This window comes from Sphingobium sp. CFD-2, from assembly GCF_024611135.1.
Taxonomy (GTDB): Bacteria; Pseudomonadota; Alphaproteobacteria; order Sphingomonadales; family Sphingomonadaceae; genus Sphingobium; species Sphingobium fuliginis.
Genome location: NZ_CP084405.1, coordinates 2,533,886 through 2,560,290, shown reverse-complemented (window position 1 = coordinate 2,560,290; position 26,405 = coordinate 2,533,886). Strand labels below are relative to the sequence as shown.

Annotated in this window: 27 protein-coding genes; 25 read left to right on the top strand and 2 right to left on the bottom strand. The window is 65.7% G+C overall.

Annotated elements, in window-relative coordinates; all coding sequences use genetic code 11:
- The first annotated feature begins 24 nt into the window (after positions 1–24).
- The 5 genes from LDB29_RS12620 to tatC all read left to right on the top strand — a co-directional run bounded on the left by LDB29_RS12620 (position 25) and on the right by tatC (position 3,008).
- Positions 25–807 carry a ScpA family protein gene (locus tag LDB29_RS12620; RefSeq protein WP_025546960.1) on the top strand — a complete coding sequence of 261 codons (783 nt, stop codon included), beginning with the start codon at positions 25–27 and terminating at the stop codon, positions 805–807.
- Positions 804–1,397, top strand: coding sequence for an SMC-Scp complex subunit ScpB (scpB, locus tag LDB29_RS12615; protein ID WP_025546958.1), 594 nt, complete (start codon positions 804–806; stop codon positions 1,395–1,397). The genes LDB29_RS12620 and scpB overlap by 4 nt, the downstream gene beginning before the upstream one ends.
- A gap of 130 nt (positions 1,398–1,527) precedes the next feature.
- On the top strand, positions 1,528–1,758 hold the full coding sequence (locus LDB29_RS12610; RefSeq protein ID WP_007685564.1) for a twin-arginine translocase TatA/TatE family subunit: 231 nt from the start codon (positions 1,528–1,530) through the stop codon (positions 1,756–1,758).
- 30 nt (positions 1,759–1,788) lie between these two features.
- The gene (gene tatB / locus LDB29_RS12605; protein ID WP_025546955.1) at positions 1,789–2,226 is read left to right on the top strand and encodes a Sec-independent protein translocase protein TatB; all 438 of its coding nucleotides are present in this window, start codon (positions 1,789–1,791) and stop codon (positions 2,224–2,226) included.
- The gene (gene tatC, locus LDB29_RS12600) at positions 2,223–3,008 is read left to right on the top strand and encodes a twin-arginine translocase subunit TatC (RefSeq protein WP_025546953.1); all 786 of its coding nucleotides are present in this window, start codon (positions 2,223–2,225) and stop codon (positions 3,006–3,008) included. The genes tatB and tatC overlap by 4 nt, the downstream gene beginning before the upstream one ends.
- A gap of 36 nt (positions 3,009–3,044) precedes the next feature.
- On the opposite strand, the gene LDB29_RS12595 is transcribed toward tatC, so the two are convergent.
- Together LDB29_RS12595 and LDB29_RS12590 are read right to left on the bottom strand one after the other, a co-directional pair.
- Positions 3,045–3,173, bottom strand: coding sequence for an entericidin A/B family lipoprotein (locus tag LDB29_RS12595; RefSeq protein ID WP_025546951.1), 129 nt, complete (start codon positions 3,171–3,173; stop codon positions 3,045–3,047).
- A 385-nt stretch (positions 3,174–3,558) separates the two neighbouring features.
- Positions 3,559–4,527: a cell wall hydrolase gene (locus LDB29_RS12590; protein ID WP_025546949.1), complete on the bottom strand. Its 969-nt coding sequence runs from the start codon at positions 4,525–4,527 to the stop codon at positions 3,559–3,561.
- A 174-nt stretch (positions 4,528–4,701) separates the two neighbouring features.
- Here LDB29_RS12590 and LDB29_RS12585 point away from each other — a divergent pair, with 174 nt between their 5' ends.
- The 20 genes from LDB29_RS12585 (at position 4,702) to ftsZ (ending at position 26,368) form a co-directional block, all read left to right on the top strand.
- Entirely contained in the window at positions 4,702–5,697 is a 996-nt protein-coding gene (locus tag LDB29_RS12585) for a cysteine synthase A (protein WP_044662761.1), read from the top strand.
- A gap of 41 nt (positions 5,698–5,738) precedes the next feature.
- Complete coding sequence (locus tag LDB29_RS12580) at positions 5,739–6,044, top strand: hypothetical protein (protein WP_020821203.1); 306 nt, start codon at positions 5,739–5,741, stop codon at positions 6,042–6,044.
- A gap of 43 nt (positions 6,045–6,087) precedes the next feature.
- On the top strand, positions 6,088–7,362 hold the full coding sequence (locus tag LDB29_RS12575) for a hypothetical protein (protein ID WP_244968611.1): 1,275 nt from the start codon (positions 6,088–6,090) through the stop codon (positions 7,360–7,362).
- A 185-nt stretch (positions 7,363–7,547) separates the two neighbouring features.
- Positions 7,548–8,045, top strand: a complete 498-nt coding sequence (locus tag LDB29_RS12570) for a division/cell wall cluster transcriptional repressor MraZ (RefSeq protein ID WP_025546944.1) — start codon at positions 7,548–7,550, stop codon at positions 8,043–8,045.
- A complete protein-coding gene (rsmH, locus tag LDB29_RS12565; protein ID WP_099186124.1) occupies positions 8,042–9,022 on the top strand; it encodes a 16S rRNA (cytosine(1402)-N(4))-methyltransferase RsmH in 981 nt (326 codons plus the stop codon). The genes LDB29_RS12570 and rsmH overlap by 4 nt, the downstream gene beginning before the upstream one ends.
- On the top strand, positions 9,019–9,672 hold the full coding sequence (locus LDB29_RS12560; RefSeq protein ID WP_025550614.1) for a hypothetical protein: 654 nt from the start codon (positions 9,019–9,021) through the stop codon (positions 9,670–9,672). Before rsmH ends, LDB29_RS12560 begins: the two co-directional genes overlap by 4 nt.
- Positions 9,673–11,373, top strand: a complete 1,701-nt coding sequence (locus LDB29_RS12555) for a penicillin-binding protein 2 (RefSeq protein ID WP_025550616.1) — start codon at positions 9,673–9,675, stop codon at positions 11,371–11,373. It abuts the gene before it with no gap.
- A complete protein-coding gene (locus LDB29_RS12550) occupies positions 11,373–12,815 on the top strand; it encodes a UDP-N-acetylmuramoyl-L-alanyl-D-glutamate--2,6-diaminopimelate ligase (RefSeq protein ID WP_025550618.1) in 1,443 nt (480 codons plus the stop codon). The genes LDB29_RS12555 and LDB29_RS12550 overlap by 1 nt, the downstream gene beginning before the upstream one ends.
- A complete protein-coding gene (gene murF, locus LDB29_RS12545) occupies positions 12,812–14,188 on the top strand; it encodes a UDP-N-acetylmuramoyl-tripeptide--D-alanyl-D-alanine ligase (protein ID WP_025550620.1) in 1,377 nt (458 codons plus the stop codon). The genes LDB29_RS12550 and murF overlap by 4 nt, the downstream gene beginning before the upstream one ends.
- On the top strand, positions 14,188–15,261 hold the full coding sequence (gene mraY / locus LDB29_RS12540) for a phospho-N-acetylmuramoyl-pentapeptide-transferase (protein ID WP_025550622.1): 1,074 nt from the start codon (positions 14,188–14,190) through the stop codon (positions 15,259–15,261). Before murF ends, mraY begins: the two co-directional genes overlap by 1 nt.
- A gap of 5 nt (positions 15,262–15,266) precedes the next feature.
- The gene (gene murD / locus LDB29_RS12535; protein WP_025550624.1) at positions 15,267–16,592 is read left to right on the top strand and encodes a UDP-N-acetylmuramoyl-L-alanine--D-glutamate ligase; all 1,326 of its coding nucleotides are present in this window, start codon (positions 15,267–15,269) and stop codon (positions 16,590–16,592) included.
- Between the two features lie 26 nt (positions 16,593–16,618).
- Entirely contained in the window at positions 16,619–17,821 is a 1,203-nt protein-coding gene (locus tag LDB29_RS12530; RefSeq protein WP_025550626.1) for an FtsW/RodA/SpoVE family cell cycle protein, read from the top strand.
- A complete protein-coding gene (gene murG / locus LDB29_RS12525; RefSeq protein WP_025550628.1) occupies positions 17,818–18,999 on the top strand; it encodes an undecaprenyldiphospho-muramoylpentapeptide beta-N-acetylglucosaminyltransferase in 1,182 nt (393 codons plus the stop codon). The genes LDB29_RS12530 and murG overlap by 4 nt, the downstream gene beginning before the upstream one ends.
- Before the next feature lie 58 nt (positions 19,000–19,057).
- Complete coding sequence (gene murC, locus LDB29_RS12520) at positions 19,058–20,479, top strand: UDP-N-acetylmuramate--L-alanine ligase (RefSeq protein WP_025550629.1); 1,422 nt, start codon at positions 19,058–19,060, stop codon at positions 20,477–20,479.
- Positions 20,479–20,676 (top strand): hypothetical protein, encoded by a 198-nt coding sequence (locus tag LDB29_RS12515; RefSeq protein WP_025550630.1) that lies wholly within the window; start codon positions 20,479–20,481, stop codon positions 20,674–20,676. The genes murC and LDB29_RS12515 overlap by 1 nt, the downstream gene beginning before the upstream one ends.
- Positions 20,673–21,593 (top strand): UDP-N-acetylmuramate dehydrogenase, encoded by a 921-nt coding sequence (murB, locus tag LDB29_RS12510; protein WP_099186123.1) that lies wholly within the window; start codon positions 20,673–20,675, stop codon positions 21,591–21,593. The genes LDB29_RS12515 and murB overlap by 4 nt, the downstream gene beginning before the upstream one ends.
- The gene (locus tag LDB29_RS12505; protein WP_025550631.1) at positions 21,590–22,555 is read left to right on the top strand and encodes a D-alanine--D-alanine ligase; all 966 of its coding nucleotides are present in this window, start codon (positions 21,590–21,592) and stop codon (positions 22,553–22,555) included. Before murB ends, LDB29_RS12505 begins: the two co-directional genes overlap by 4 nt.
- On the top strand, positions 22,548–23,495 hold the full coding sequence (locus LDB29_RS12500) for a cell division protein FtsQ/DivIB (RefSeq protein ID WP_025550633.1): 948 nt from the start codon (positions 22,548–22,550) through the stop codon (positions 23,493–23,495). Before LDB29_RS12505 ends, LDB29_RS12500 begins: the two co-directional genes overlap by 8 nt.
- A gap of 6 nt (positions 23,496–23,501) precedes the next feature.
- Positions 23,502–24,788, top strand: a complete 1,287-nt coding sequence (gene ftsA / locus LDB29_RS12495) for a cell division protein FtsA (RefSeq protein WP_025550635.1) — start codon at positions 23,502–23,504, stop codon at positions 24,786–24,788.
- Positions 24,789–24,898: 110 nt separating this feature from the next.
- Positions 24,899–26,368, top strand: coding sequence for a cell division protein FtsZ (ftsZ, locus tag LDB29_RS12490; protein ID WP_025550637.1), 1,470 nt, complete (start codon positions 24,899–24,901; stop codon positions 26,366–26,368).
- The last annotated feature ends 37 nt before the right edge of the window (positions 26,369–26,405 follow it).

Sequence of the window (26,405 nt, the reverse complement as noted above, 5' to 3'; positions counted from 1 at the left end):
TTGCCGGAAAGCGCCCTGCTAGCGATGGACGACCTCTTCGCCCCTGCCGCCGCGGCCCGGCCCGACATGCTGACCGTCAGTTTCGAAAGCTGGGAGGGGCCGCTCGACCTGTTGCTGGCGCTGGCGCGGACGCAGAAGGTCGACCTGCGCGAAATCTCCATCCTCGCGCTGGTCGAACAATATCTCGCCTATATAGAGGGCGCGCGGAAGCTGAAGCTGGAACTGGCGGCCGACTATCTGGTGATGGCGGCGTGGCTGGCCTATCTCAAATCCTCGCTGCTGCTGCCGAGGGAGGCGCAGCCCGAACCCAGCCCCGAGGAACTGGCGCTGCGTCTGCAATTGCGGCTCCAGCGGCTTCAGGCGATGCGGGAGGCGGGCGCCCGGCTGATGGCGCGCGACCGCATCGGCCGCGACGTGTTCGTCCGCGAAAGGCCCGAAGGCCTGCGCCTCGTCCGCAAGGCGAAATGGGCGGCCAGCCTGTTCGACCTGATCCAGTCCTACGGCCAGGTCCGTGCGCGGACGCAGCCGGTGGTGCATATGGTCGCGGTGCGGCCGGTCATGACCCTGGACGAGGCGATACAGCGCGTCGGCGCGCTGGTGGGGGCGGCGATCGACTGGACCGCGCTTGAAGCCTTCCTGCCGAGCGGGCAGGATGGGCCGATGGCACGATCGGCATTGGCCAGCAGTTTCGTCGCCGCGCTGGAACTGGCGCGGCAGGGGCGGCTGGAAATCCAGCAGGACGGGATTTTCGAACCCATTTTCCTGCGGGCCGCCGTGCCGGAACCGAATGCGGGGCGCCTATTGTGATCGAGGAACAGGACGATTTCCTTCGTGCGGTGGAGGCCGTGCTGTTCGTATCGGAACAGCCGCTGACCCTGGGCGAAATCAAGCTGCATGTGGGGGAGGCGGGCGATCTTGCCGCCGCGCTGGCGACGATCAGCGGTCATTATGCGGGGCGCGGCGTCAATCTGGTCGAGCGGGGCGGGCGCTGGCATTTCCAGACGGCGGCCGACCTTTCCCATATCCTTCGCCGGGAGAAGGACGAGACGCGCAAGCTGTCGCGCGCCGCCATGGAGACGCTGGCGATCATCGCCTATCATGAGCCTGTCAGCCGGGCCGAGATAGAGGCCATTCGCGGCGTTCAGGTGGCGAAAGGCACGCTGGACGTGCTGATGGAGGCGGGCTGGGTCAGGCCCGCCGGACGCCGGGAGGTGCCGGGAAGGCCGCTGATCTACGCCACCACGGTAGAATTTCTGTCACATTTCGGCCTTAGCAGCCGCAGGGACCTGCCGGGTATCGACGACTTGCGGGCCGCCGGCCTGCTCGATCCCGTCGATTTGGCGCTTGAGGGTCTGGGCGCCCAATCCGTTGTGGAAAATGATGAGGAAGACGCCTAGATCATGCTTGGGCCCCTGCCGGGCCGAAACATGATCTGCGGGTTTGTTCGCCGTGATTTCCGGGCCGTGAAATATTTCCATTTCACGCGAAATCACTCTAGATAAGACGCAGTTTCAGGAGTGTGTTCAAATGGGTTCCTTTTCGCTGATGCACTGGGTCATCGTTCTCCTGGTGGTCATGCTGCTGTTCGGCGGCGGCCGCATCTCCGGGTTGATGGGCGACGTTGCCAAGGGCATCAAGAGCTTCAAGAAGGGCATGGAGGACGACGACGTGCCCACCAAGCCCGCCACGCGTATCGAGGGCCATCGCGTGCCCGAACAGGACGCGCCCACCGCGACGGAAGAAAAGACCAAGGCCTGATTTTTCCTTCGGCCGGGGCGGTAGGCACGCATGTTTGGTATCGATTCGTCTGAACTTCTGGTGATCGTCATCATCGCGGTGATCGTCATCGGCCCGAAGGACCTGCCGCGCGCGCTCTACAAGGTGGGGCAGATCGTGGGCAAGGCGCAGTCCATGGCGCGCCATTTCCGCACCGGCATCGATGCGATGGTCCGCGAGGTGGAGCTGGAGGAACTGGAGAAGAAATGGGCCGCGCAGAACAAGCGGATCATGGAAGAGCATCCGCCGGAGACGCTTGCGCCTGAAACCGCCGGTGAAACCGGAGCCTTGCCGGCACCCGCCGCCGCAGCGGCAGCCGGAGAGGTGCCGCCCTTCGTCGCTGAATCGGCCCCGGCGAGCGAAGCGCCCCCCTATGTCGCCCCGCCAGCGACGGACGGACCGCCCTATGTGGCGCAGGAACCGGTGCGGAAGGACGACGCGGCGGCATGAAGGACATCGACGACAGCAAGGCGCCTTTGCTCGACCATCTGATCGAGCTGCGCGGACGGCTGCTCAAATGCGTCTATGCGCTGTTCATAACGGGCGCGATCTGTTTCTATTTCTCCGAGCAGTTGTTCGCGATCCTGGTCCATCCGCTGAAGGAAGCCTTTGGCGACGATGGCGGGCGGCTGGTCTACACCAAGCTGTATGAAGCCTTTTTCGTTCAGGTGAAGATCGCGGTCTTCGGCGCTTTCTGCCTGTCCTTTCCGATCATCGCGAACCAGCTCTGGGCCTTTGTCGCGCCGGGGCTCTATGCGAAGGAAAAGAAGGCGCTGCTGCCGTTCCTCATCGCCACGCCCTTCCTCTTCGCCATGGGCGCATCGCTGGCCTATTTCGTGGTGATGCCCACGGCCTTCCACTTCTTCCTTGAATTTCAGGGCAACAGCAGCGGCCTGCAGGTGGAGGCGTTGCCCAGCGCGGACAGTTATCTGGGGCTGGTGATGCAGTTCATCCTCGCCTTCGGCATCAGCTTCCTGATGCCGGTGCTGCTGATGCTGCTCAACCGCGCCGGTTTTGTGAGCCGGGCGCAGTTGATTGGCCTGCGCCGCTACATGATCGTGGCCGCCTTCGTGCTGGCGGCGGTGCTGACGCCGCCGGACGTGGTCTCGCAGCTCATGTTGGCGATTCCGCTGCTGGCGCTTTATGAAATCACCATCGTCGCCATCTGGTTCACCGACCGGAAGCAGGCCAAGGATCTGGCCACCAGCGAAGCGGCGGACGCTGCGGGTTGAAAAAAGGCTCGCTGTGAAGCGAGCCTTTCCATCGGATCAGTTGGCGGCGTTTTCGACCGCCTGGCCGGCGCTTTGCACGTCCTTGCCGGCGCCTTCGACCGTGTTGCAGGCCGCGACCATCAACGAACCGGTCAATAGAAGGGCGGCCAATATCTTCCTGGTCATCATCGTCTCCTTTTCAGAGCCTTTGTCCTGCATAGCTGGCAGGAAATGCTTCAACCGGGCGTCATGCCGGTGACCACTGAACAACCCGCTGCCCGGAAAAGCGTTCCGAGAGCGAAAATATCTCTGATTTCCGGGAGTTGTCTAAAAAATTCTGAGCCCGGAACGCGTCGGGGGGGGAGATGCGTTCCGGGCTCATGTTTTTTTGGATAGCAAGAGCGGGGGGCAAAAGATTTGCTATCCGCAGTGCAGAACCCATGAAGGAAGGATTAGGTTCCCCAGGTCCGAAAAAATGATGAGAAATTTATTTCGTTATTTTTCAACGGTTTGATTGGTTTCTAAAACGGTAACCATAAAATAATCGGCATTTTTCCGCAAAAAACGCTCGTCAGATCAGCGGTCGGCCGCTGTTGCGATATTCGGGGCGGATCGTCGATTGGGGAAGGCCCGGCGCATCGGGGGACAGAGGGACAAAAGGCCCGGTGACGGGCACGGCGGGCGCGGGGGATGCCGTGACGGGTTCCGCCACCATGGGATCGAACATCGGGGACTTCGCGGTCAATGCCAGTCGGGCAGGCCCCGACTGTGTTTCGCGCCCCGAATAAGCCATGCGGAAAGCGGCGGCCGTGCCACCGGCACCGGGCGGGCGGTAGAAGATATGCGCGCCGATCACGGCAACCGGCCGCATCGCGCCGGCCCATTCGGGTCGCACCGCCAGCGTATGATAATAGGTGGCAAGGCCGACGGGCCGATAGACCATGCCGGAAAGCGCCTGAGCGGCGATGCGGCGGGCGCGCGCCCATCCGTCCGCGCTCGCGCCGCGCGCCATGGAGCCGTCGCAGCTGAAGGTGAACTGGCAGCGATAGTCGGTGCGTTCCGACCCCTGGTAGATGACGCCGCACACGCTCTTGGGCCAGGCGGGGTTGCGGACGCGGTTCAGCACCACCTGCGCCACGGCGCGTTGCCCGTCCTCCGGCTCGCTCCCCGCCTCATAATAGACGGCGGATGTCAGGCAGTTGAGCGCCCGATAGCTGTCGAGCGCGGTCAGGCCCCGGAAAGCCATGGCGGGAGCAGCCTGCACGGCATCAAGCCCAAGTACATGCTCGCTTCGCAGCGTTGCGGCGCCGGGCGCGGGATCGAAGGCGCCCTGCGCGAAGAAGAAGGCGGATCCGGGGAAATTCTCACCGGGCTTCTCCGCGGGATCATCCTGCGCATGGTTGGCGGCCAGCAGGTCAAGCGGTGCCGCTGTGATCAGGCGCGGCGCGGCGAGGGCGAGCAGCGCCAGCGCGGCGACGACACCGTGCCTCACCCCTGTCCGCTGGCCCTTCAAAGCCCCGTTTCCCCCGAAAATCCGCATGTTGGCGCTTATCATAGGGGAAAAGCCTCGCCAGTTCCCCCGCGGAATCCGGCCTGTCCCGCTCTGAGACGGTGGAGGATGCAAAGCTTAACGAGTCCAGCGACAATCCCGACTTTCGTGCGGCCATCAATCCGTTGCTTGGCAAGCGCGTATCTGGTCCGCTATGCGGAAGCCATGCTGGTTCAGAAAGATAGTCTCGCCCTGATTGGCAACACGCCGTTGGTGCGCCTTGCCGGCCCTTCGGAAGAGACGGGTTGCGACATTTACGCCAAATGCGAATTCGCCAATCCCGGCGCTTCGGTAAAGGATCGCGCGGCGCTGTTCATCGTCAACGATGCGGAGGAAAAGGGGCTGTTGAAGCCCGGCGGCACCATCGTCGAGGGGACGGCGGGAAATACCGGCATCGGGCTGGCGCTGGTTGCCAACGCCAAGGGCTATCGGACGATCATCGTCATGCCCGAGACGCAGAGCCGCGAGAAGATGGACACGCTGCGCGCGCTGGGCGCCGAGCTGGTGACGGTGCCGGCGGCGCCCTATTCCAATCCCGGCCATTTCGTCCACACCTCCCGCCGCCTGGCGGAGGAGACGGAAGGCGCGATCTGGGCCAACCAGTTCGACAATATCGCCAACCGCAAGGCGCATATCATTGGCACCGCCGAGGAGATCTGGACCCAGATGGACGGGCAGATCGACGGTTTCACCTGCGCGGCGGGCACGGGCGGGACGATCGCGGGCGTGGGGCTGGGCCTGAAGGCGCATGACGAGAATATCACCATCGCGCTCAGCGATCCGCATGGCGCGGCGCTTTACAATTATTATGCCCATGGCGAGCTGAAGGCGGAAGGGTCTTCGGTGGCCGAGGGCATCGGGCAGGGACGCATCACCGCCAATCTGGAGGGCGCGCCGATCGATACCCAGTTCCGCATTTCCGATGAGGAAGGGCTGCTCTGGGTACGGCGTCTGCTGGCCGAGGAAGGGCTGTGCCTGGGCCTGTCGTCGGGCATCAATGTCGCGGGCGCGGTGGCGCTGGCGAAGCGCCTTGGGCCCGGCAAGCGGATCGTCACGATCCTGTGCGATACCGGATTTCGTTATCTTTCAACGCTTTATAATCGCGAATGGCTGGAATTGAAGGGCTTGACTGTCTTCCCCTGGCTCGCGCAAACTCGTTGACCGCCGACACAGGTCGCGGCGGCGATAAAAAAGAGCGCTTCATGGCTGAAACACCCCGCCAACAGGAAGGGTTGCAGCGTGTCCAGATTGGCCTCACCGGGCTGGCGGGCGTGGTGTTGCTCGTGGGTCTGGCGAATATCGTGATCGACAAGGCGCGGATAGACGATCCGGCGGTGCCGCCGCCGACCGTGCCCACGCTGGACGTGAATGCGGTATCGCCCAAGGAGCCGCTGGCGGAACTGGGCGTGCAGCCCGCGCCGGAGCAGGCGCCGATCGTGCCGGACCTGCAACCCGACCCCAATCTCAAGAAACCCATGGATCGCGAGATTCCGCCGGCTTCGCGCTGATGCTGGCGGGTTCGGCTTGAAGGCTGCGCTTCGGACATTTTTGATGCTGGCTCTGCCCGGGCTCCTGGTGCTGCTCGGCGGGTTGCCCGCGCTGCTGCGGACCGGGCAGGTCGATCCTCGGGGCTGGATGGTTCCGGCATTGCTGGCGATCCCGATGGCCGCTGTGCTGAAGGCGCGGCGGGGGGACGGGGCGGCGTGGTGGGCCGGGCTGGGAACGGTTGGGACGGTGTTGTCCTGCGCGTTTCTGGCGGCTTGGCGCGTGCCGGCTTTGCTGCCCGTGCTTTGGTTGCTTGCGGTGGTGCTGGCGGCCACGTTTGCGGGATTGATGTTCCGTGTTCCCACCAAGGCGCTTGAGAGAGACGAATGGCTTGCGACCGCCCCGTCCAAATGGCGGGACTGGGTTCCTGCCTTCGCAGGAACAGGGCGGATTGCTGCGATGGGCCTGGCCTTGCTGGCTCTCGCGGCGTGCTGGCTGGCTCAGGAGCCGGCTGTTCAGCGCGCGCCTCATCCTCCCAAATTGTCCATCATCACCGGACTGCCGCTGTTCTGGCGCGATGGCGCCCAGGTGGATGCGCCCATCGTCACCGTCCTCCGCCAGCGATTCGACCTGAGCCCCCTCGATTCGCCGCTCGTTCTGGAAAACAGCCCTGCCAAGACGCTCCTCCTCGCCCAGCCGCGGGCTTTTTCGATGGATGAACTGGTCGCGTTGAACGGATGGATCGGCCGGGGCGGCAAGGCGCTGGTCCTGGCCGATCCGGAACTGCGTTGGCCGATGGACCTGCCGTTGGGCGACCGGCGGCGACCGCCGGCCGTCACCTTGCTCGCGGCGATGATCGAATATTGGGGCGTCAGGCTGACGCCCCCCAGCGCGGGCGAAAAGCGTCATTTTCTGGGCGATGGGCGGGTGTTGACCGTCTATTCCGCCTCCGGTTTCGAGGATGCTGGGCCGGAGTGCCGCATCGTGGGGCGGGGGTTGGTGGCGCGCTGCATGGTGGGGAAGGGCAGCGTAACCATCGTCGCGGATGCCGATCTGATCGACGATAGGCTCTGGCTCGCGGATGCCGCCGCGTCGTTGGAGCCCGGACAATGGACCGCCGATACCCCGCAGTTCGTGGCGGAAGCTTTGGGCGCCACGCTTCCGGCAGGGCGGCGCTGGGTCCGGTCGGGTGACGCGCTGGTCAACGCCGTTCGCTGGGCGGTCCTCGTCGGGATTTTCTGGGCGGCCTTGGGAACCGTGTTTTTCCGGCGGCGCGGGGCGGCTCCCTTGGACCTTTCTTCGCCACGTCCTGCCCGGCCAACGCCATTTAAAGAGGGTTAATTACCAGAACAAAACAGGATTTCCCGGCTTTTCCCAAAATATCCCTTTTCTTGCACCCCGTGGCTTGGTATTTGAAAGCCATAGGGGTTTGTCAGGCTTTGCTAGTCCTGTGAGCCGGTTCGTCTCTGCGCGAATCCGGCTGGCGATAGCCTGCGCCCCGGGAACAGAGGGGCAGCAGTCCAAAAGTGTCGGAAGTCATTCTCTATACGGGCAACGCATTCAGCGTCGCGGACGGCAAGGGCCGTTTCGTGCTGCCCCTGGAGATGCGCCGGCAGGTCAAGCTGTCCAGCGGCAATGAAACCCGGCTTTTCCTCTCGGTCCATGGCGGCAACCCCTGCGCCACTGGCTTTGGCGAATCGCACCGCCGCCATCTGTTCACCGAAGTCGAGGAACTGGCCCGCGAAGCGCGCGCCGCGGGGCGCGACTATGATGCCGATCTGGAACTGGAGCGCCGCCTCGGCACGATCGAGGAGGTCAATTTCGATGACGGCGGCCGCTTCGCCATGCATCCCGACATCAAGGAGGAATATGGCATCGCCGACGCCGTCTTCTTCTATGGCGTGGGTCGCTACATCCAGATCTGGAAGCCGGAAACGCTGGTCGACAGCAAGGACCGGCCGGAACTGATCCGCAACAAGGTTCGCCGCTGGCTGGACCAGCGGACGGCTGGAGGGGCTAGGTGAGCGCTTCCGCCGATCATGCCAAGGACCCCGAGCGCCATATTCCGGTGCTCATCGACGAAGTGCTCGACGCCCTCGCCATCAACCCCGGCGAGGTCCATGTCGACGGCACGTTCGGCGCGGGCGGCTATTCGGGCGCCATGGCGGACAAGGGGGCGAGGGTCTTCGCCTTCGACCGCGACCCCGACGCGATTCGCGAAGGGCAGGCGCTGGCCGACGCAAAGGGCATCACCCTGATAGCGGGCGAATTTTCGCGGATGGAGCAACTGCTGGCGGACCGGGGCGTGACATCGGTTTCCGGCGTCACGCTGGACATCGGCGTTTCGTCCATGCAGCTCGACCGGCCGGAGCGGGGCTTTTCCTTTCAGGGCGACGGGCCGCTCGACATGACGATGAGCCAGAGCGGGATGAGCGCCGCCGATTTCCTGAACAATGCCCCCGAGCAGGAGATTGCCGACATCCTCTATCGCTATGGCGAGGAGCCCCGCTCGCGCCGCGTGGCGAAGGCGATCGTCGAGGCGCGGCCGCTGGAGCGTACCGGGCAGCTTGCCGGCGTCGTGCGCAAGGCGCTTGGCCACAAGCCGCATGACAAGAAGGACCCCGCGACCCGCACCTTCCAGGCGATCCGCATCCATGTGAATCGCGAGCTGGAAGAACTGGAGCGGGGGCTGGAAGCGGCCGAGGCGATGCTGGAGGAAGGCGGCCGGCTGGCGGTCGTCACCTTCCACAGCCTGGAGGACCGCATCGTCAAGCAGTTCCTGCGCAACCGCAGCGGCAGCGAGGCGAGCGGATCGCGCCATTTGCCCCAGCTCCAGTCCGGTCCCGCGCCGACTTTCGAAAGGCCAGCCAAGGCGGTGCGGCCCGGCATGGCGGAACTGGCGCGCAACCCCCGCTCCCGATCCGCCACGCTGCGCAGCGCCGTTCGCACGTCCGCCCCTGTTTCCCCCCGCCGAACCCAAGACAGGAAACCCCGCTCATGATCGCGGTCAAGAGATTGCAGAGCCTGATCTGGATCCTTCTGGTCGCGCTGGGGGCGCTGGGCGCTTATCTGGTGTCGCTCAAGGTCGCGACCGAGCGTAATGAGTTGATGAAGGTGCGGGCGCAGATTGCGCGGGCGAAGGCCGACATCCGCTATCTGGAGACCGAGTTCAGCGCGCGGGCGAACATGCGGCAGCTTGAGCGCTGGAACCAGGACGATTTCATGTATGCGACGCCCACCGCCCAGCAATATCTGGCGGGCGAGCGGGCGCTGGCGCATCTCGACGGGGTGCAGCCCAACGGGCCCGATTATGTCGCGCCGCCGGTGATGGTGGCGATGGTGCAGACGCCCGCCGATCTTCCGTCGGCGCCGCAGGCCGCACCCGCCAGCCCCGCGCCGACCCAGATCCGCAGCGACATCGCCGTGATCCGGGAGGCGCATGCGGCGGACAATGTCGACAAGATCGCCAAGGCGCCGCCCGTCAAGACGCCCAAGGAAAAGGCGAAGGAGGACGCCGACACGACGAAGCCCAATCCTGTCGCCCGCCGCGCGGAGCGGATGGCGATGCTGGACGCGAAGCTGCTCGACGACAGCACGCTGGGGGACATCAGCGCCAAGGCGAAGCGCGAGCGCGCCAAGGGGGATCGCTAGATGGCGACGATCATCGTTCAGCCGGGCGGCGCGAGAGCGGGCAAGCAGCGCGTCGACCTGACGGCGATCGCGCATAACCGGCTGATGTTGCTGCTGATCCTGTTCATGGCGATCACGGCGGTATTGATCCTGCGCCTGACCTGGGTGGGGGTCTTCGCCGGCAACGGGCGGGGCGGCGACGCGATGGGCGGCCTTCCTGCGCGGGCCGACATTGTCGACCGCAACGGCGTGCCGCTGGCACGCACCATGGATGCCTATTCGATTGCGGTGCGGCCTTCGCGGCTGATCGGCGACCCGTCCGAACTGGCGCGCAAGCTGCACGAGATATTCCCCGACGAACCGGAAGCCGCCTTCCACAAGAAGTTGACCGGGCGCGGCTGGGCCTATCTGCGCCGTCGCGCGTTGCCGGAAGAGGTGGCGGCCGTGAACGCCCTGGGCGAGATCGGCATCGAATTCCCGCGCGAGAAGGAGCGGCTCTATCCGCAGCGCACCTTGGCGGCGCATGTGATGGGCTTTGCGCCCAATACGGACGGCAAGGGCGGCATGGGCGTGGAAGCGGCGTTCAACGACCGGCTGACCGATGCGGCGCTGCGCGGTCAGCCCTTCGCCATGTCCATCGACAGCCGCGTGCAGGGCGCGCTGGAAAGCGAGCTGTACGCGCAGCTCGTCCAGACCCGCGCAAAGGGGGCGGGCGGCGTGATACTGGACGCCAATACCGGCGAGGTGATCGCCATGGCGTCGATTCCCGTGTTCGATCCCAACAAGCTGCAAAATTATGCGGGCAAGAGTTGCAGCGAATCGCCGCTCTGCAATCATATGGTGCAGGCGCGCTATGAACTGGGATCGGCGTTCAAGCCGCTGTCCATCGCCGCGGCGATGGATCGCGGCGTCGTCACTTCCATGTCGAAGACCTATGACGCGACGGCGCCGCTCGCCATTGCGGGCTTCCGGATCAAGGACGACCATCCGCTCGGCCGCTGGATCAACGTGCCGGAAATCCTGGTGCACAGTTCCAACATCGGTACGGCGCGGATCGCCGACCAGATGGGCGCGGAGCCTTTGCAGCATCTTTTCCGGGAGTTGCACTTCGATCAGCGCGCGCCGATCGAGCTCAATGAACGGGCAGGCACGCTCTGGCCGGCCAATTGGGGGCGCATCACGACGCTGACCGTTTCCTATGGCCATGGCATCGCCGTAACGCCTTTGCATCTCGCTTCGGCTTATGCGGCGTTGGTGAACGGCGGACTGTGGCGGCCCGCTACCCTGCGCAAATTGAAGGCGGACGAGGTGCCGGAGGGCCGCCGCGTCTTCTCCGCCGCGACCAGCGCGCGCATGCGCCAACTGTTGCGCATGATCGTGGCGGCGGGTACAGGTCGCAGCGCCGACGCCAAGGGATACCGGGTGGGCGGCAAGACGGGTTCCGCCGAAAAGCCCCAAGAGGGCCGGTATAACAAGACTTCGCTGGTGACGACTTTCGCTTCTGCCTTCCCGATGGACAATCCGCGCTATGTGGTCCTCGTCACCATGGACGAGGCGACGGGTCAATATGGCCTGCGCACGGCCGCCTGGACGGCGGCGCCGGTCGTGAAGCGGGTGGTGGAACGCACCGGGCCGATGCTGGGCGTGCTGCCCGACGAGCGGCGCGACGTCGACATTTCCGACCTCATGCCGCTGCTGCACGGCGACAAGGAGAAAGAATAATGCGCCTCGGGTCGCTTATCGAGGGGCTGGATGCGAAGCTCGATACAGGCGCGTCGCTGGACCTGCCGGTATCGGGCTTCGCGATCGATAACCGGAAGGTCGCGCCGGGCACGGTGTTCGGGGCCTTCCAGGGAGCGCGGGTCAATGGCGAGGACTTCATTCCCGCCGCCGTGCAGGCAGGGGCAGTGGCGGTCGTCGCCCGGCCGGAGGCGCGGGTGGACGGCGCGATCCATATCGCCTCGGACAACCCCCGCCGCCTGTTCGCGCAGCTTGCCGCGCGCTATTTCGCGCCGTTTCCGGAGGTGACCGTTGCCGTCACCGGGACCAACGGCAAGACCTCCACCGTCGAACTGACCCGGCAGCTCTGGCGGATGCTGGGGCATAAATCCGCCTCCATCGGCACCCTGGGCGTGACCACCTCCGTGGATCAGGTTTCCACCGGGCTCACCACGCCGGACATCGTGACCTTCCTCGCCAACATGTCGGGCCTGAAGCGCGAGGGCATCACCCATGCCGCGTTCGAGGCGTCGAGCCACGGGCTGGCGCAATATCGCACTGAAGGGCTGCCCGTGTCGGCAGCAGCCTTCACCAACCTGTCGCGGGATCATCTCGATTATCATGGCGACATGGACAGCTATTTCGATGCCAAGATGCGGCTGTTCGACGAGGTGGTCGAGCCGCAGGGCGCGGCGGTCGTCTGGGCCGATGACGCATGGTCGGAAAAGGTTATCCAGCGGGCTACGAAGCGGGGGCTTCGTGTGCTGAGCGTCGGGGTGCAGGGGCAGGCATTGCGCCTTGCCAACCGCACCCCGACCCAGTTGGGCCAGACGCTGGACGTCGAGGTTGAAGGCAAAAGCCACAAGGTCAACCTGCCGCTGATCGGCGCCTATCAGGCGGCCAATGCGCTCACCGCCGCCGGCCTGGTGATTGCCGGCGGCGAGAATGCGGGCAAGGTGCTGGAACTGCTGGGCCGGGTGCAGCCCGTGCGCGGGCGGCTGGAGCGGGCCGTCATCACCCGGACGGGCGCGCCGGTCTATGTCGACTATGCCCATACGCCCGACGGGTTGCGTGCCGCCATCGAGGCGCTGCGGCCGCATACGCGGGGTCGGCTGATCGCGCTGTTCGGCGCGGGCGGGGATCGCGACGCGGGCAAGCGGCCGCAAATGGGCAAGGTGGCGGCGGACCTTGCCGACCATGTCATCGTCACCGACGACAATCCGCGTTCGGAGGAGCCCTCCGCCATCCGCGCCGCCGTCATGGCGGGCGCGCCGGGCGCGGAGGAGATTGGCGGTCGCCGCGCCGCCATCGCCGCCGCCATCGCTCAGGCAGGCGCGGACGACATTGTCCTCCTGGCAGGCAAGGGGCATGAGCAGGGCCAGATCATCGGGGACCGGGTGCTGCCCTTCGACGATGTGACCGTGGCGCGGGAATGCGCCGGATGAGCGCACTCTGGACCTCCGAAGAGATTGCGCAGGCCACGGGGGGCGTCGCTTCGGCGCCCTTCGCCGTTTCTGGCGTGGCGTTCGACAGCCGCGAAGTGACGGGCGGCGACCTGTTCGTCGCGATGAAGGGCGAGGCCACGGATGGCCATCGCTTCGTCGACAAGGCGTTCTGTCAGGGCGCGGCGGGCGCCATCGTCAGCCAGCCGATCGCGCAGCCGCATGTGCTGGTCCCCGACAGCGCGGCGGCGCTGGAGGATATTGGTCGCGCCTCCCGCGCGCGGATGCAGGGCAAGGTGGTCGGCGTCACCGGATCGGTGGGCAAGACCGGCACCAAGGAGGCGCTGTTCCATGCGCTCGACCGCATCTGTCCGGGGGAGGTCCACCGCTCCGTCAAGAGCTACAATAACCATGTCGGCGTGCCGCTGAGCCTGTCGCGCATGCCGCGCCAATCCGCCTTTGGCGTGTTCGAAATGGGCATGAACCATGCCGGCGAACTGGCGGCGCTGACCCGGCAGGTACGGCCTCATGTCGCCATCGTCACCGCCATCGCGCCGGCCCATATCGAATTTTTCGGCACCGAGGAGAAGATCGCGGAGGCCAAGGCCGAGATTTTCGAGGGGCTGGAGCCGGGCGGCACGGCGGTCATCCCCTATGACAGCCCGCATGTCGCGACCCTTTATGCCAAGGCGGAGAAGCATGCGGCACGAATCCTGACCTTCGGCTTCGATCCGGAGGCCGATGTCCGCGCCCGCGAAACCGTGCCTGCGGTGGGCGGCGGCACGCTGGTAACGGCGGCGCTGCCGGGCGTCGAACTGTGCTTCACCGTGGGGGCTCCGGGCGAACATTGGGTTTCCAACGCTCTGGCGGTGCTGGCGACGGTGGAGGCGCTGGGCGGCGATCTGGCGGCGGCGGGACTGGCGCTGGCGGAAATGCCGGGCCTTCCGGGTCGGGGTCAGCGGAGCATCCTGCCTGTCGAGGGCGGCGAGGCGTTGCTGATCGACGAAAGCTATAACGCCAATCCGTTGAGCATGACGGCGACGCTCAGGCAATTGGGCCGGGAGCAGGCGGAGCGCCGCATTGCCGTGCTGGGCGGGATGCGCGAACTGGGCGACCGCAGCCGCGAATTGCATGCCGGGCTGGTCGAACCGCTGACGGCGGGCCAGGTGGATTATGCGGTGCTGGTGGGCGAGGAGATGGAGCCGCTGGCGCAGGCGCTGGGCGGCGTCATCGCCTTCGACCATGTATCCGACGCAGCCAGCGCCACCGACCTCATTCGACATGAAATACGCGCGGGCGATGCGGTCCTGGTGAAGGGATCGAACGGCATCGGCCTCTCGCGCCTCGTCGCCGCGCTACAGGAAGCAAAGAACTGATGCTCTACTGGCTTGCCCAGACCATGGATTTCGCGGGTGTGTTCAACCTCATCCGCTATTTGAGCTTCCGGGCGGGCGCGGCGATCGCGACCGCGCTCATCATCGGCCTGCTGATCGGGCCGCGCTTCATCGGATGGCTGCGCGTGCGGCAGGGCAAGGGGCAGCCGATCCGCGACGACGGCCCGCAGACGCACCTCGCCAAGCGCGGCACGCCGACGATGGGCGGCCTCATGATCCTGACGTCCATGGTGTCGTCGGTGCTGCTGTGGATGGACCTTTCCTCCATCTATGTCTGGGCCTGCCTGTTCGTGACGCTGGGTTTCGGCGCCATCGGTTTCCTCGACGATTATGACAAGGTGACGAAAGCCAGCCACAAGGGGCTTTCGGGCAAGATGCGCCTGGCCTTCGAGTTCCTGATCGCCGGTTTCGCGGCGTGGCTGATCGTCAGCCAGCATGGCAATACCGCGCTGTACGTGCCCTTCTACAACGGTCCGGCCATCGAACTGGGGCCGTTCTATTTCCTCTTCGCGGCCTTCGTGATCGTGGCGTTCGGCAATGCGGTGAACCTGACCGACGGTCTGGACGGGCTTGCGACGATGCCGGTCATCATCGCCTGCATGGCGTTCATGGCCATCGTCTATCTGGTCGGGCGCGCCGACTTTGCGGGCTATCTTGGCATTCCGCATGTGCCGGGGGCGGGCAACCTCACCATATTGTGCGGCGCGATCATCGGGGCGGGCCTCGCCTTCCTCTGGTTCAACGCGCCGCCCGCCGCCGTCTTCATGGGCGACACCGGCAGCCTGGCGCTCGGCGGCACGATCGGCGTGATCGCCGTCACCGCGCATCATGAGATCGTGCTGGGCGTGATCGGCGGGCTGTTCGTGGTGGAGGCGATGTCCGTCATCATCCAGGTCTTCTTCTACAAGCGCACCGGCAAGCGCGTGTTCAAGATGGCGCCGATCCACCATCATTTCGAACAATTGGGCTGGGCCGAGCCGACCGTCGTGATCCGCTTCTGGATCATTTCCTTCGTGCTGGCGCTGGCCGGCCTCGCCACGCTGAAGCTGCGGTGAGCGCCATGGGGATCGTTTCCGACGTCTTTGCAGGCAGGAAATATGCGGTGCTGGGGCTGGCGCGGTCCGGCCTCGCCACGGTCGAGTGCCTGGCGGCGAGCGGGGCTGAGGTCGTGGCATGGGACAGCCGGGACGAGGCGCGCGCCTCCGTTAAGGGCAAGGCGGAGTTGGCCGATCCCACCGAAATCGACCTCAAGGGCTTCGACGGCGTGGTGGTGTCGCCCGGCGTGCCGCTCAACAAGCACCCCATCGCCATGCATGCGAAGCTCGCGGGGGTGCCGGTCATTGGCGACATAGAGCTGTTCGCGCTCGCCCGGCCCAGCCTGCCCAGGCATCGGGTGGTGGGGATCACCGGAACCAACGGCAAGTCCACCACGACCGCTCTGGTCCATCATATCGTCGAGACGGCGGGCATTCCCACGCGGATGGGCGGCAATATCGGGCTGCCGATCCTGGGACAGGACCCGTTGCCGGAGGGCGGCGTCTATGTGCTGGAGCTGTCGAGCTACCAGATCGACCTGACGGGCAGCCTGGATTGCGATGTGGCGGTGCTGCTCAACATCACGCCGGATCATCTCGACCGTTATAATGGCTTTGAAGGCTATGTAGCCTCCAAGGCGCGGCTGTTCGCGATGCAGTCGGCCGGGCATGTCGCGGTAATCGCGACGGAAGATGAGCCGAGCCGGGGGATATTCTATTCCGTCCGTCATTCCCGGCAAGGCGGGAATGACGGGGTTGTGGAGGTGCGATCGGGCGACATCGCTCCCTCCGCTCAGGCCGGCTGGCCCGCATTGCAAGGCCCGCATAACGCCCAGAACGCTGCCGTCGCCATCGCGGTCGCCCGCGCGCTGGGTATCGGCGAAGCGACAATCGAACAGGGCCTGCAAAGCTATGCCAGCCTTCCCCACCGAATGCAGCGGGTGCGGGAACTGAACGGCGTCCTCTACGTCAACGACAGCAAGGCGACCAATGCCGCCTCGACCGCGCCGGCGCTGGCCGCCTATCCGCCGGTCGATGGCCGCAAGCGGCTGCACTGGATCGTCGGCGGCCTGGCCAAGACCGACAATCTGGACGAGTGCGCGCCCTGGTTCGCCAATGTGGCCCAGGCCTATACCATCGGCGAAGCGGGCCCCATGTTCGCTGAGCTGTTGCGCCCGCATATGGCGGTGGACGATTCGGAAATGCTATCGGCCGCCGTTCGCCGCGCTGCGCGGGTGGCGCAGCCGGGTGACGTGGTGCTGCTGTCGCCAGCCTGCGCGAGTTTCGACCAGTTCCGCGATTTCGAGGCGAGGGGCGATGCCTTCGCCGCTGCCGTCGCCGCGCTGGAATAAAGGGAATCGGAGGAGCTTTGGGGGGCATGTCGAGGGCAGGCGATCTTGTAAAGGAGTTCAGGAACCGCACCGTCCCGCGTGAGCGTACGGCGCTGGCTATCTGGTTCTGGGAAATCGACCGCGTGCTGCTGTCGCTGATCGTCGCGTTGATGGCGATCGGGCTGGTCGCCGTGGCGGCGGCCTCCCCGGTGGCGGCGATCGACCGGTCGACCAGCACGGTTTCGGTGACGCCGCTCATCTATTTCTACCGTCAGTTGATGTGGGTGTTCATCGGCCTGCCGATCATGCTGGTTATTTCCATGCTGCCCCGGACGCAGGCGCGCCGGCTGGCCTTTATCCTGTGCATCGTCTTTGCCGTGGCGCTGCTGCTGGTGCCGGTGCTGGGTTCGGTGGTGAACGGCGCCAAGCGCTGGATCGACCTGCCGGGTTTCCGGTTCCAGCCGTCGGAATTCCTCAAGCCCGTCTATGTCGTCACCATGGCCTGGTTGCTGTCGCTGCGCGGCAAGGACATGACGTTGCCCGTGATCCCGCTGACCGGCGTGCTGACGCTGCTGATCGCGGCGATCCTGATGAAGCAGCCGGACTTCGGCCAGACGGTGATCTTCCTCGCCTGCTGGGGCGGCCTGCTGCTGCTGTCGGGCGTGTCCATGCGCTTCATCGGCGGGATGGCGGGCGCGGGGCTTGGCGGGCTGGTGCTGATGTACATGTTCTATGAGAACGGGCGTCAGCGCATCAACGACTTCCTGGGCATCGGCGTTGCGCAGGATGTCGGGCCGGACCAGACCGAACTGGCCTTCCGCACCATCACCCATGGCGGCTTCCTAGGCGTCGGGCCGGGCGGCGGGCAGAACAAGTTCCGCCTGCCCGAAGCGCATACCGACTATATCTTCTCGGTCATCGGGGAGGAGTTCGGCCTGCTCGCCTGCATCGGCATCGCCTGCGTCTATCTGGCGATCGTCGTGCGGGTGTTCCTGCGCATGCTGGACGAGGACGATAATTTCACCATTCTCGCCGCGGCGGGTCTTACCACCCAGTTCGGGCTTCAGGCGATCATCAACATGGGCGTCAACGCCCAGATATTTCCGTCCAAGGGCATGACGCTGCCCTTTATCAGCTATGGCGGCTCCTCTATGCTGGCGCTTTGTATCGGCGTCGGCCTGTTGCTCGCATTCACGCGGCGCAACCCCTTCATGGGTCGGCACACGGTCGTCAAATGGAGTGGTCGATGAGCATTTCCCGACACTTCGTCCTCGCCGCCGGCGGGACGGGTGGTCATATGATTCCGGCGCATGCCGTTGCTGAAGAGCTGATGCTGCGCGGCCATCATGTCGCGCTGGTGACGGATGAGCGCGGCGCCAAGATACCTGGCATTTTCGACAAGGCCCCTGACAACCGGGCACAGGTCCATGTCATGCCCGCCGGGCGGATGACCCGGAATCCCAGGAGCTGGCCGGGCGCGTTGAAGGCGATTTTGGCGGGCCGGGCGATGGCGCGGCGTCTGAACGAGACGTTCCGCCCGACGGCCGTTGTGGGTTTTGGCGGCTATCCGGCCATGCCCGCGTTGCTGGGCGCACTGGCCGATGGCATTCCGACCGCCATTCACGAACAGAATGCCGTGCTTGGCCGGGTGAACCGCTATCTGGCGGGACGGGTGGATGCCATCGCGACCGCCTATCCGGATGTCGAGCGGCTCAAGGACAGATATGCCGGCAAGGTCCACCTCGTCGGCAATCCGGTGCGCGAGGAGGTGAAGCAGCTTCGCGAGGAGGATTTTCCCGCGCTGACCGACGAGAGCGTGTTCCGTGTGCTGGTCATCGGCGGCAGCCAGGGGGCGACGATCCTTTCCAGCGTCGTGCCCGATGGCCTGGGCATGCTGCCGCTCAGCCTGCGCCGGCGCCTGCAGGTGACGCAGCAATGCCGGGCGGAGGATATTGAGCGGGTGCGCCGGCTCTATGCCGATCTCGAAATCCCGGCGGACCTGGCGACTTATTTCAACGATGTCCCGGAAAAACTGGGCTGGTCGCATCTTGTCATCGCGCGGGCGGGCGCTTCGACGCTGGCGGAACTGACCTGTGCGGGGCGTCCGGCGATCCTGATACCGCTGCCGAGCGCGATGGACGACCACCAGACCGCCAATGCCCGCGAGATGACCGAGGCCGGGGGCGCCCGCACCATTCCGCAGGCGCGCTTCACGGCTGTGGAACTTGCCAAGCAGATGCAGAAGATGGCGCTGGAACCCGGGGCGCTCCAGAATGCGGCCAAGCGCGCCCGCGCCTGCGGTCGCCCGAATGCGGCCCGAGACATGGCCGATCTGCTGGAAAGCATTGGCCCGGCGCCCATCATCAATGACCCGCTGCGTGTCGGCCCGACGCCCACCAGCCTCAATTTGCAGGGTGTTCCTGCATGAAGAACGCCAAACTCTCCCCCCACGGCTCTCTCTATTCTGTCAGCAAGGAATCCCACGCATGAAGGGTGTCGGCACCGACATCGGCACGATCCATTTCATCGGCATCGGCGGCATCGGCATGTCCGGCATCGCTGAGGTGATGCATAATCTGGGCTACAGGGTTCAGGGCAGCGACGTCGCCGAAGGCTATGTGGTCGAGGGGCTGCGCAAGAAGGGCATCCCCGTGATGATCGGCCACAAGGCTGAAAATCTGGGCGATGCCGCCGTGGTCGTGACCTCCACCGCGATCAAGAAGGGCAATCCGGAGGTCGATCTGGCGCTGGAGCGCCGCGTCCCCGTCATCCGCCGGGCCGAAATGCTGGCGGAACTGATGCGCCTCAAATCGACCGTCGCGGTCGCGGGCACGCATGGCAAGACCACGACCACATCGATGGTCGCGGCGTTGCTGGATGCGGGCGGGGTGGACCCGACCGTCATCAATGGCGGCATCATCAACAGCTACGGCTCCAACGCCCGCCTCGGCAATAGCGAATGGATGGTGGTGGAAGCCGACGAGAGCGACGGCAGCTTCCTGCGCCTGGACGGCACGCTGGCGGTCGTCACCAATATCGATCCCGAGCATCTCGACCATTATGGCAGTTTCGACAAGGTGAAGGACGCATTCGTCGAATTCGTCGAGAATGTGCCTTTCTACGGCGCGGCGATGCTGTGCCTCGATCATCCGGAGGTGCAGGCGATCCTGCCGCGCGTGCAGGACCGGCGCATCGTCACCTATGGCTTCTCCGCCCAGGCCGATATTCGCGGCGAAAATGTGCAGCCGATTCCCGGCGGCAACCGCTTCGACGTGCAGATCCGGGAGCGCGACGGTTCGCTCCGCCGGATCGAGGGTATCGAAATGCCGATGCCGGGCCGCCACAATGTGCTGAACGCCATGGCGGCGATCGGCGTGGCGTTGCAGATGGGCATCGATGACGCGACGATCCAGACCGGCTTCGCCAAGTTCGGCGGCGTCAAGCGGCGCTTCACCAAGGTCGGGGAAATCGCGGTCGGTGGCGGCGCCGCGACGGTGATCGACGATTACGGCCACCATCCGGTCGAGATCAAGGCGGTGCTGGCTGCCGCCCGCGAAGGGGCGAAAGGCCGGGTCATCGCCGTGGTGCAACCGCATCGCTTCACCCGCCTGCGCGACCTGATGGACGAGTTCCAGCAGGCCTTCAACGATGCCGACATCGTCTATGCCGCCCCGGTCTATCCAGCCGGCGAGCAGCCGATCGAGGGCGTGGACAGCGCGGAACTGGTCGCGGGCCTCAAGCGCCGGGGCCATCGCAACGCCGCGACGGTCGAGGGCGCGGACGATCTTGCCCGCCTGATCGCCGCCGATGTGCAGGCGGATGACATGATCATCTGCCTGGGCGCGGGCGATATTACCAAATGGGCGGCGGGGTTGGCCTCCGCCGTTGCGGAGAGGGAAGCCGCCTGATGTTCGAACTGCTCAATGTCGGGCTGGAAATGCAGAAACGGATGATCGACATCCAGATGCAGGGCGTCGAAGCGGCGCAGCAGATGGTCGACGCCGCCCAGCGCAATGTGGATGCGGGCCTCGCCGCGACCCGCGCGGGCGAGGCGGGCATGAAGGCGATGAAGGGCTGGATGCGGCTTTGGGGGATGCGCGATTGACGCTGGCGGCGACGTCCCTTCCTCCGGTTCGCGGTTCGCTCAAGGCCGATGCGCCGTTGGCGCCGCTCGTCTGGTTCAAGGCGGGCGGCGTCGCGCAATGGCTGTTCGAGCCGAAGGACGCGGACGATCTTTCCGATTTCCTCACCCGGCTGGACCCGGCGATCCCGGTGATGGCGCTGGGGCTCGGCTCCAACCTGATCGTGCGGGACGGCGGCGTTCCGGGCGTTGTGGTGCGTCTTGGCAAGCCCTTTGCCAAGGTGGAGCAGGTCGATGCGACCAGCCTGCGCTGCGGGGGAGGGGCCTCGGGCATCCTCGTTTCATCGACCGCGCGGGATGCAGGGATCGCCGGGCTTGAATTCCTGCGCTCCATTCCGGGCACGGTCGGCGGCTTCGTGCGGATGAACGGGGGCGCCTATGGTCGTGAGACCTGCGATATTCTTGTGGAATGCGGGGTTGTGCTGCGGTCCGGCGAGCGGGTGACATTGCCGGTCGATGCATTGGGCTACACTTACCGCCACAGCACTCTTCCCGACGGCGCTGTCGTGGTGAGCGCAGTTTTCCGGGGCTTTCCCGGCGAGCCCGCGGCCATCCAGGCGGAGATGGACCGCATCGCGACCGCCCGTGAGGAAAGCCAGCCGCTCCGCAGCAAGACCGGAGGCTCCACCTTCAAGAACCCGGCCGGTCACAAGGCCTGGCAGTTGGTGGATGAGGCCGGGTGCCGGGGGCTGCAACGGGGGGGCGCGCAGGTTTCGGAAAAGCACACCAATTTCCTCCTCAACCTGGGCGATGCGACCAGCGCGGATATAGAGGCGCTGGGCGAGGAGGTACGCCGCCGGGTGAAGGAAAAGAGCGGCATTGACCTCGAATGGGAAATTCAAAGGGTGGGCGTTCAGCTGGTTGAAGGAACAGATACATGACTCGTGGCCCCTGGCATGTTGCCGTCCTGATGGGGGGCTGGTCCGCCGAACGGCCTGTTTCGCTTTCGTCGGGCGAGGGTGTCGCCAAGGCGCTGGAATCCCGCGGCCACAGGGTTACGCGGATCGACATGGACCGCGACGTCGCGCTGCGCCTTGCGGAGGCCAGGCCCGATGTCGTGTTCAACGCCCTTCACGGCGTGCCCGGCGAGGATGGCACGGTGCAGGGCATGATGGACCTGATGGGCCTCACCTACACCCATTCCGGCCTAGCCACCTCGGTCATCGCCATCGACAAGCAGCTTACCAAGCAGGCGCTGGTGCCCCATGGCATCCCCATGCCCGGCGGTCATATCGTGCCCAGCGAAAGCCTGTTCGAGGGCGATCCCCTGCCGCGCCCCTATGTGGTGAAGCCGGTCAATGAGGGCAGTTCGGTCGGCGTCGCCATCGTGACCCGGGACGGCAATTATGGATCGCCCATCGGCCGGGATGTCGAGGGACCGTGGCTGCATTTCGAGGAATTGCTGGCCGAGCCCTATATTCGCGGCCGGGAACTCACGACCGCCGTGCTGGGCGACGAAGCGCTGCTGGTTACGGAATTGCGCCCGAAAAGCGGCTTCTACGATTTCGACGCCAAATATACCGACGGCATGACCGAGCATGTGTGTCCCGCCGATATTCCGCAGGAGATCAGCGAAGCCTGCAAGGCAATCGCGTTGCGCGCGCATCGGTTGCTGGGCTGCAAGGGGGCGTCGCGCGCCGATTTCCGTTGGGACGACGAACAGGGGATCGACGGGCTGTTCCTGCTGGAAGTGAACACCCAGCCGGGCATGACGCCGCTCAGCCTCGTGCCCGAACAGGCGGCCAGGCTGGGCATTGACTATGCCGAGCTGGTGGAGCGTATAGTCGAGGACGCGCTGAACGGCGCCCGAATTGCAGCCAATGGGGGGGCGAAGCATGGCTGAAGCACGCATCCGGCGTGGCGGAACGGCGCGGCTGACGCGAACGACCGGCGCGCGCGGCCGCAGCGGGGGGCGAGGGCGTTCGGTCAAGCAGCGGAGCTGGATCGACGGCCTGATCGACCTGCTGCCGGTAAGCGAGGAAACGCTCCAGCGCATGGCGAGCTGGACCATCGTCGGCATCGTGCTGGCCGCGCTGGTCGGCATCGCCATGCTGATGGGCGTTCCCGCCATGGCCGGGCAGAAGGCGTCCGAACTTGCCGCCCAGGCCGGTTTCGAAGTCGAGAAGGTCGAAGTGCGCGGCGTCGAGCGGATGGACGAACTGCCCATCTACAATATCGCCCTGGGCCAGGTGAGCCGGTCCATGCTTTCGCTCGACCTGCCCAAGGTGCGGGCCGACATGCTGAAGCTCGGCTGGGTCAAGGATGCGCGCATTTCCCGCCGCCTGCCCGATACGCTGGTGGTCGACATCGTCGAACGCGATCCTGTCGCGGTGTGGCAGCATGATGGACAGCTTCACCTGATCGACGTGGCCGGCGTGGTGCTGCAATCGGTGTCCGCCGGGGCGATGCCGGACCTGCCGCTTGTGGTCGGTCCCAACGCCAATCGCCAGACCGCGGGCCTCAACAGGCTGATGGAAAATGCGCCCGCGCTCAAACCCATGCTGGCGGGCGCCACCTGGGTCGGGAACCGGCGCTGGGACTTGCGCTTTCAGTCGGGGGAGACGCTTTCCCTGCCCGAAGGCGACAAGCCGTCGGCCACGGCGCTGGTCAACTTCGCGCGGATGGACGGGGTGAACCGCCTGCTGGGCCGGGGCATCGTCAAGTTCGACATGCGCGATCCCGACCGTTTCGTGCTGCGCCTGCCGCAGGGCCAGGGAAGCGGTTCGTCCGGCGACAAGCCCGATGCGAGCGCCGAAGCGCCCGCCAAGGGCGAGGAAGGCTGAACCCCCATGGCTCAACCCAAGGTCGAGAAGTTCGTCACCGCGATCGACATCGGATCGTGGAAGGTGTCCGCGCTGATTGCGGGGCGCACCGAAAATGGCGAACTGGCGATCCTGGGCACCGGCCAGCGCGAAAGCCGGGGGGTGCGGCGCGGCTTCATCGCGGACATGGAGCGGACCGAACTCGCCGTCCGGGAAACCGTGGAGCAGGCGGAACGCGTCGCGGGCACGAATATCGAGGATGTGTGGGTCAGCTTCTCCGGCGGCTCGCTGGTCAGCGATGTCGTCACGGTCGAGCGCGACATGGGCGGCTATCGCGTCGAACAGGCGGACATCGATGACCTTCTGACCACCGGCCAGCAGGGGATCGATCCGGACGGGCGCGTGGTTCTGCATGCCCAGCCGACCTGTTTCACCATCAACGGCCGCGTGCCGGTGAAGAAGCCGCTAGGCATGCATGCAGACCTGCTGGGCGTCGACATCCATGTCGTGCTGGCAGACGGGGCGCCGCTCGCCAATCTCGACCTCTGCGTGCGCGGCGCCTATCTCAACGTCAACTCCATCGTGGCTTCCCCCATTGCCACAGGCCTCGCGTGCCTGTCGGAAGAGGAGCGGGACCTGGGCGTGGCGTTGGTCGAACTGGGCGCCGGCGTCACCAATGTCTCGCTCTATGCGGGCGGCATGCTGGTCGGGCTGCACAGCATTCCGATCGGCGCGTCCGACATCACGGACGACATCGCCTCCGCCTTCGGCATCCGCCGCAGCCAGGCGGAGCGGATCAAATGCTTCTATGGGTCCGCCATGCAGAACCGCCGCGACTTCCGCGACATGATAGAGATCGCGGCGCCCCATGGCGACGTCGCCATTCCGGGGCAAAGCGCCGGCCCCAATGCCGATGGCGGCAAGATCACCCGCGCCGCTTTGGTGGCGGTGATCTGCGAACGGTTGAACCAGATCATGGTGGAGGTGAATGCGGCGCTCGCCGGCATGGGCTTCAACACGCCTACCGGACGGCAGGTCGTGCTGACTGGCGGCGGCGCGGAAATGAAGGGCATTGCCGACTATGCCCAGGGCGCGCTGGGCCGCGCGGTGCGGATCGGACGGCCGCGCGGCCTGGCCGCGATGCCGGAGGCGCATAGCGGCCCGGCCTTCGCGACGCTGGCCGGACTTGCGCTTTACGGCGCTTCGAACCCGGTTGATCTTAGAACGATAGCGCCCGCTCCCCAGACCGTTCATCGTATCGGCGCGCCAGCATGGTGGCAGAGAATGGTGAAGGCGATGAAGACGAACTATTGAAATAAACACAGGTCAGACGAATTTTACTGGTGAAATACGCCATCATCTGTTGCATTAACCTTCGATGACAGTTTCGCTCACGTCACCGAAGCTGGAGGGAGCTAGAATTTATGAGCATTGAAATCAGCCCGCCGCATGTGGACGAGTTGAAGCCACGCATCGCGGTGATCGGCGTCGGCGGCGCGGGCGGCAACGCCATCGCGAACATGATCGCCGCCTCCGTCGAGGGCGTGGATTTCATCGTCGCCAATACCGACGCGCAGGCGCTGAATGCCTCGCCCGCGGAACGGCGCATCCAGCTTGGCCCGCAGATCACCGAAGGGCTGGGCGCCGGCTCTCGCCCGGAAATCGGCAAGGCCGCCGCTGAAGAGACCATCGCCTCGGTCGAGCAGGCGCTGGACGGCGCGCATATGTGCTTCATCGCCGCCGGCATGGGCGGCGGCACCGGCACCGGCGCCGCGCCGGTCATTGCCAAGGCCGCCCGCGACCGCGGCATCCTGACCGTCGGCGTGGTGACCAAGCCCTTCACCTTCGAGGGCAATCGCCGCATGAAGTCGGCGGAGGCGGGCATCGAGGAACTGCAGAAGCATGTCGATACCCTCATCGTCATCCCGAACCAGAATCTGTTCCTGATCGCCAACCCGAACACCACCTTCAAGGAAGCCTTCCAGATGGCGGACGAGGTGCTGCAGCAGGGCGTGCGCGGCATCACCGACCTGATGGTCATGCCGGGCCTCATCAACCTCGACTTCGCGGACGTCCGTTCCGTGATGGGCGAAATGGGCAAGGCGATGATGGGCACCGGTGAAGCCGAAGGCGACGGCCGCGCTCTGCAGGCTGCTGAAAAGGCCATCGCCAATCCGCTGCTGGACGGCGTGTCGATGCGTGGCGCCAAGGGCGTGATCGTCTCCATCGTGGGCGGCGACGACATGCGCCTGATGGAAGTGGACGAGGCCGCCAACCACATCCGCGAACTGGTCGATCCCGATGCGAACATCATCTGGGGGTCGGCCTTCAACGACAATCTGAACGGCAAGATCCGCGTATCGGTGGTCGCCACCGGCATCGACAGCGATGCGGGAGCCAATGCCGCGCCGCTGACCCAGCCGTTCAGCTTCGCCAGCCGTCCAGCCGTCGCGGTGCCGACCGCCGCCGCGTCCAAGCCCGCGCCGCAGCCTGCGCCGGCTCCGGTCGCGGCTCCTGCGCCCGCGCCGGAAGCCGAGCCTGAAACGCTGGAACTCGACGTGCCCGCCGCGCCGGCCCCGGCTCCGCTGACCCCGCCTGCCGCAGCGCCAGCGGCGGCGAAGCCTGCGCCTTTCAGTCCGCAGCGTCCTGCCGCAGTGTTTTCGGATGAAGACCCTTCGCAGGACGAGTTGCTGCTGGGTGAGGATGCGGCTGAAGAAGCGCCGGCTCAGCCCGCTCCGGCGCCGCAGGCCGCGCCGCGCGTCGCCACCGGTGGCACGCTGTTCGAGCGGATGGCGGGCCTGACCCGCGGCGCCGACAAGGGCGCCGCCGCCAGCGATGAGGGCGCGCCGACGCCCGACATTCCGCGTTTCCTGAACCGCCAGAGCAACCAGTAATCGGCTGCGGGGTTCGCCCCGGGGCATACTGATAAGC

Excerpts from the sequence above, each read along its gene's own strand:
- LDB29_RS12620 (WP_025546960.1), top strand. The coding sequence starts at position 25 with ATGGACGACCTCTTCGCCCCTGCCGCCGCGGCCCGGCCCGACATGCTG.
- LDB29_RS12610 (WP_007685564.1), top strand. The coding sequence starts at position 1,528 with ATGGGTTCCTTTTCGCTGATGCACTGGGTCATCGTTCTCCTGGTGGTC.
- tatB (WP_025546955.1), top strand. The coding sequence starts at position 1,789 with ATGTTTGGTATCGATTCGTCTGAACTTCTGGTGATCGTCATCATCGCG.
- tatC (WP_025546953.1), top strand. The coding sequence starts at position 2,223 with ATGAAGGACATCGACGACAGCAAGGCGCCTTTGCTCGACCATCTGATC.
- LDB29_RS12595 (WP_025546951.1), bottom strand. The coding sequence starts at position 3,173 with ATGACCAGGAAGATATTGGCCGCCCTTCTATTGACCGGTTCGTTGATG.
- LDB29_RS12590 (WP_025546949.1), bottom strand. The coding sequence starts at position 4,527 with ATGCGGATTTTCGGGGGAAACGGGGCTTTGAAGGGCCAGCGGACAGGG.
- LDB29_RS12585 (WP_044662761.1), top strand. The coding sequence starts at position 4,702 with ATGCTGGTTCAGAAAGATAGTCTCGCCCTGATTGGCAACACGCCGTTG.
- LDB29_RS12580 (WP_020821203.1), top strand. The coding sequence starts at position 5,739 with ATGGCTGAAACACCCCGCCAACAGGAAGGGTTGCAGCGTGTCCAGATT.
- LDB29_RS12575 (WP_244968611.1), top strand. The coding sequence starts at position 6,088 with ATGCTGGCTCTGCCCGGGCTCCTGGTGCTGCTCGGCGGGTTGCCCGCG.
- LDB29_RS12560 (WP_025550614.1), top strand. The coding sequence starts at position 9,019 with ATGATCGCGGTCAAGAGATTGCAGAGCCTGATCTGGATCCTTCTGGTC.
- LDB29_RS12555 (WP_025550616.1), top strand. The coding sequence starts at position 9,673 with ATGGCGACGATCATCGTTCAGCCGGGCGGCGCGAGAGCGGGCAAGCAG.
- LDB29_RS12550 (WP_025550618.1), top strand. The coding sequence starts at position 11,373 with ATGCGCCTCGGGTCGCTTATCGAGGGGCTGGATGCGAAGCTCGATACA.
- murF (WP_025550620.1), top strand. The coding sequence starts at position 12,812 with ATGAGCGCACTCTGGACCTCCGAAGAGATTGCGCAGGCCACGGGGGGC.
- mraY (WP_025550622.1), top strand. The coding sequence starts at position 14,188 with ATGCTCTACTGGCTTGCCCAGACCATGGATTTCGCGGGTGTGTTCAAC.
- murD (WP_025550624.1), top strand. The coding sequence starts at position 15,267 with ATGGGGATCGTTTCCGACGTCTTTGCAGGCAGGAAATATGCGGTGCTG.
- LDB29_RS12530 (WP_025550626.1), top strand. The coding sequence starts at position 16,619 with ATGTCGAGGGCAGGCGATCTTGTAAAGGAGTTCAGGAACCGCACCGTC.
- murG (WP_025550628.1), top strand. The coding sequence starts at position 17,818 with ATGAGCATTTCCCGACACTTCGTCCTCGCCGCCGGCGGGACGGGTGGT.
- murC (WP_025550629.1), top strand. The coding sequence starts at position 19,058 with ATGAAGGGTGTCGGCACCGACATCGGCACGATCCATTTCATCGGCATC.
- LDB29_RS12515 (WP_025550630.1), top strand. The coding sequence starts at position 20,479 with ATGTTCGAACTGCTCAATGTCGGGCTGGAAATGCAGAAACGGATGATC.
- LDB29_RS12505 (WP_025550631.1), top strand. The coding sequence starts at position 21,590 with ATGACTCGTGGCCCCTGGCATGTTGCCGTCCTGATGGGGGGCTGGTCC.
- LDB29_RS12500 (WP_025550633.1), top strand. The coding sequence starts at position 22,548 with ATGGCTGAAGCACGCATCCGGCGTGGCGGAACGGCGCGGCTGACGCGA.
- ftsA (WP_025550635.1), top strand. The coding sequence starts at position 23,502 with ATGGCTCAACCCAAGGTCGAGAAGTTCGTCACCGCGATCGACATCGGA.
- ftsZ (WP_025550637.1), top strand. The coding sequence starts at position 24,899 with ATGAGCATTGAAATCAGCCCGCCGCATGTGGACGAGTTGAAGCCACGC.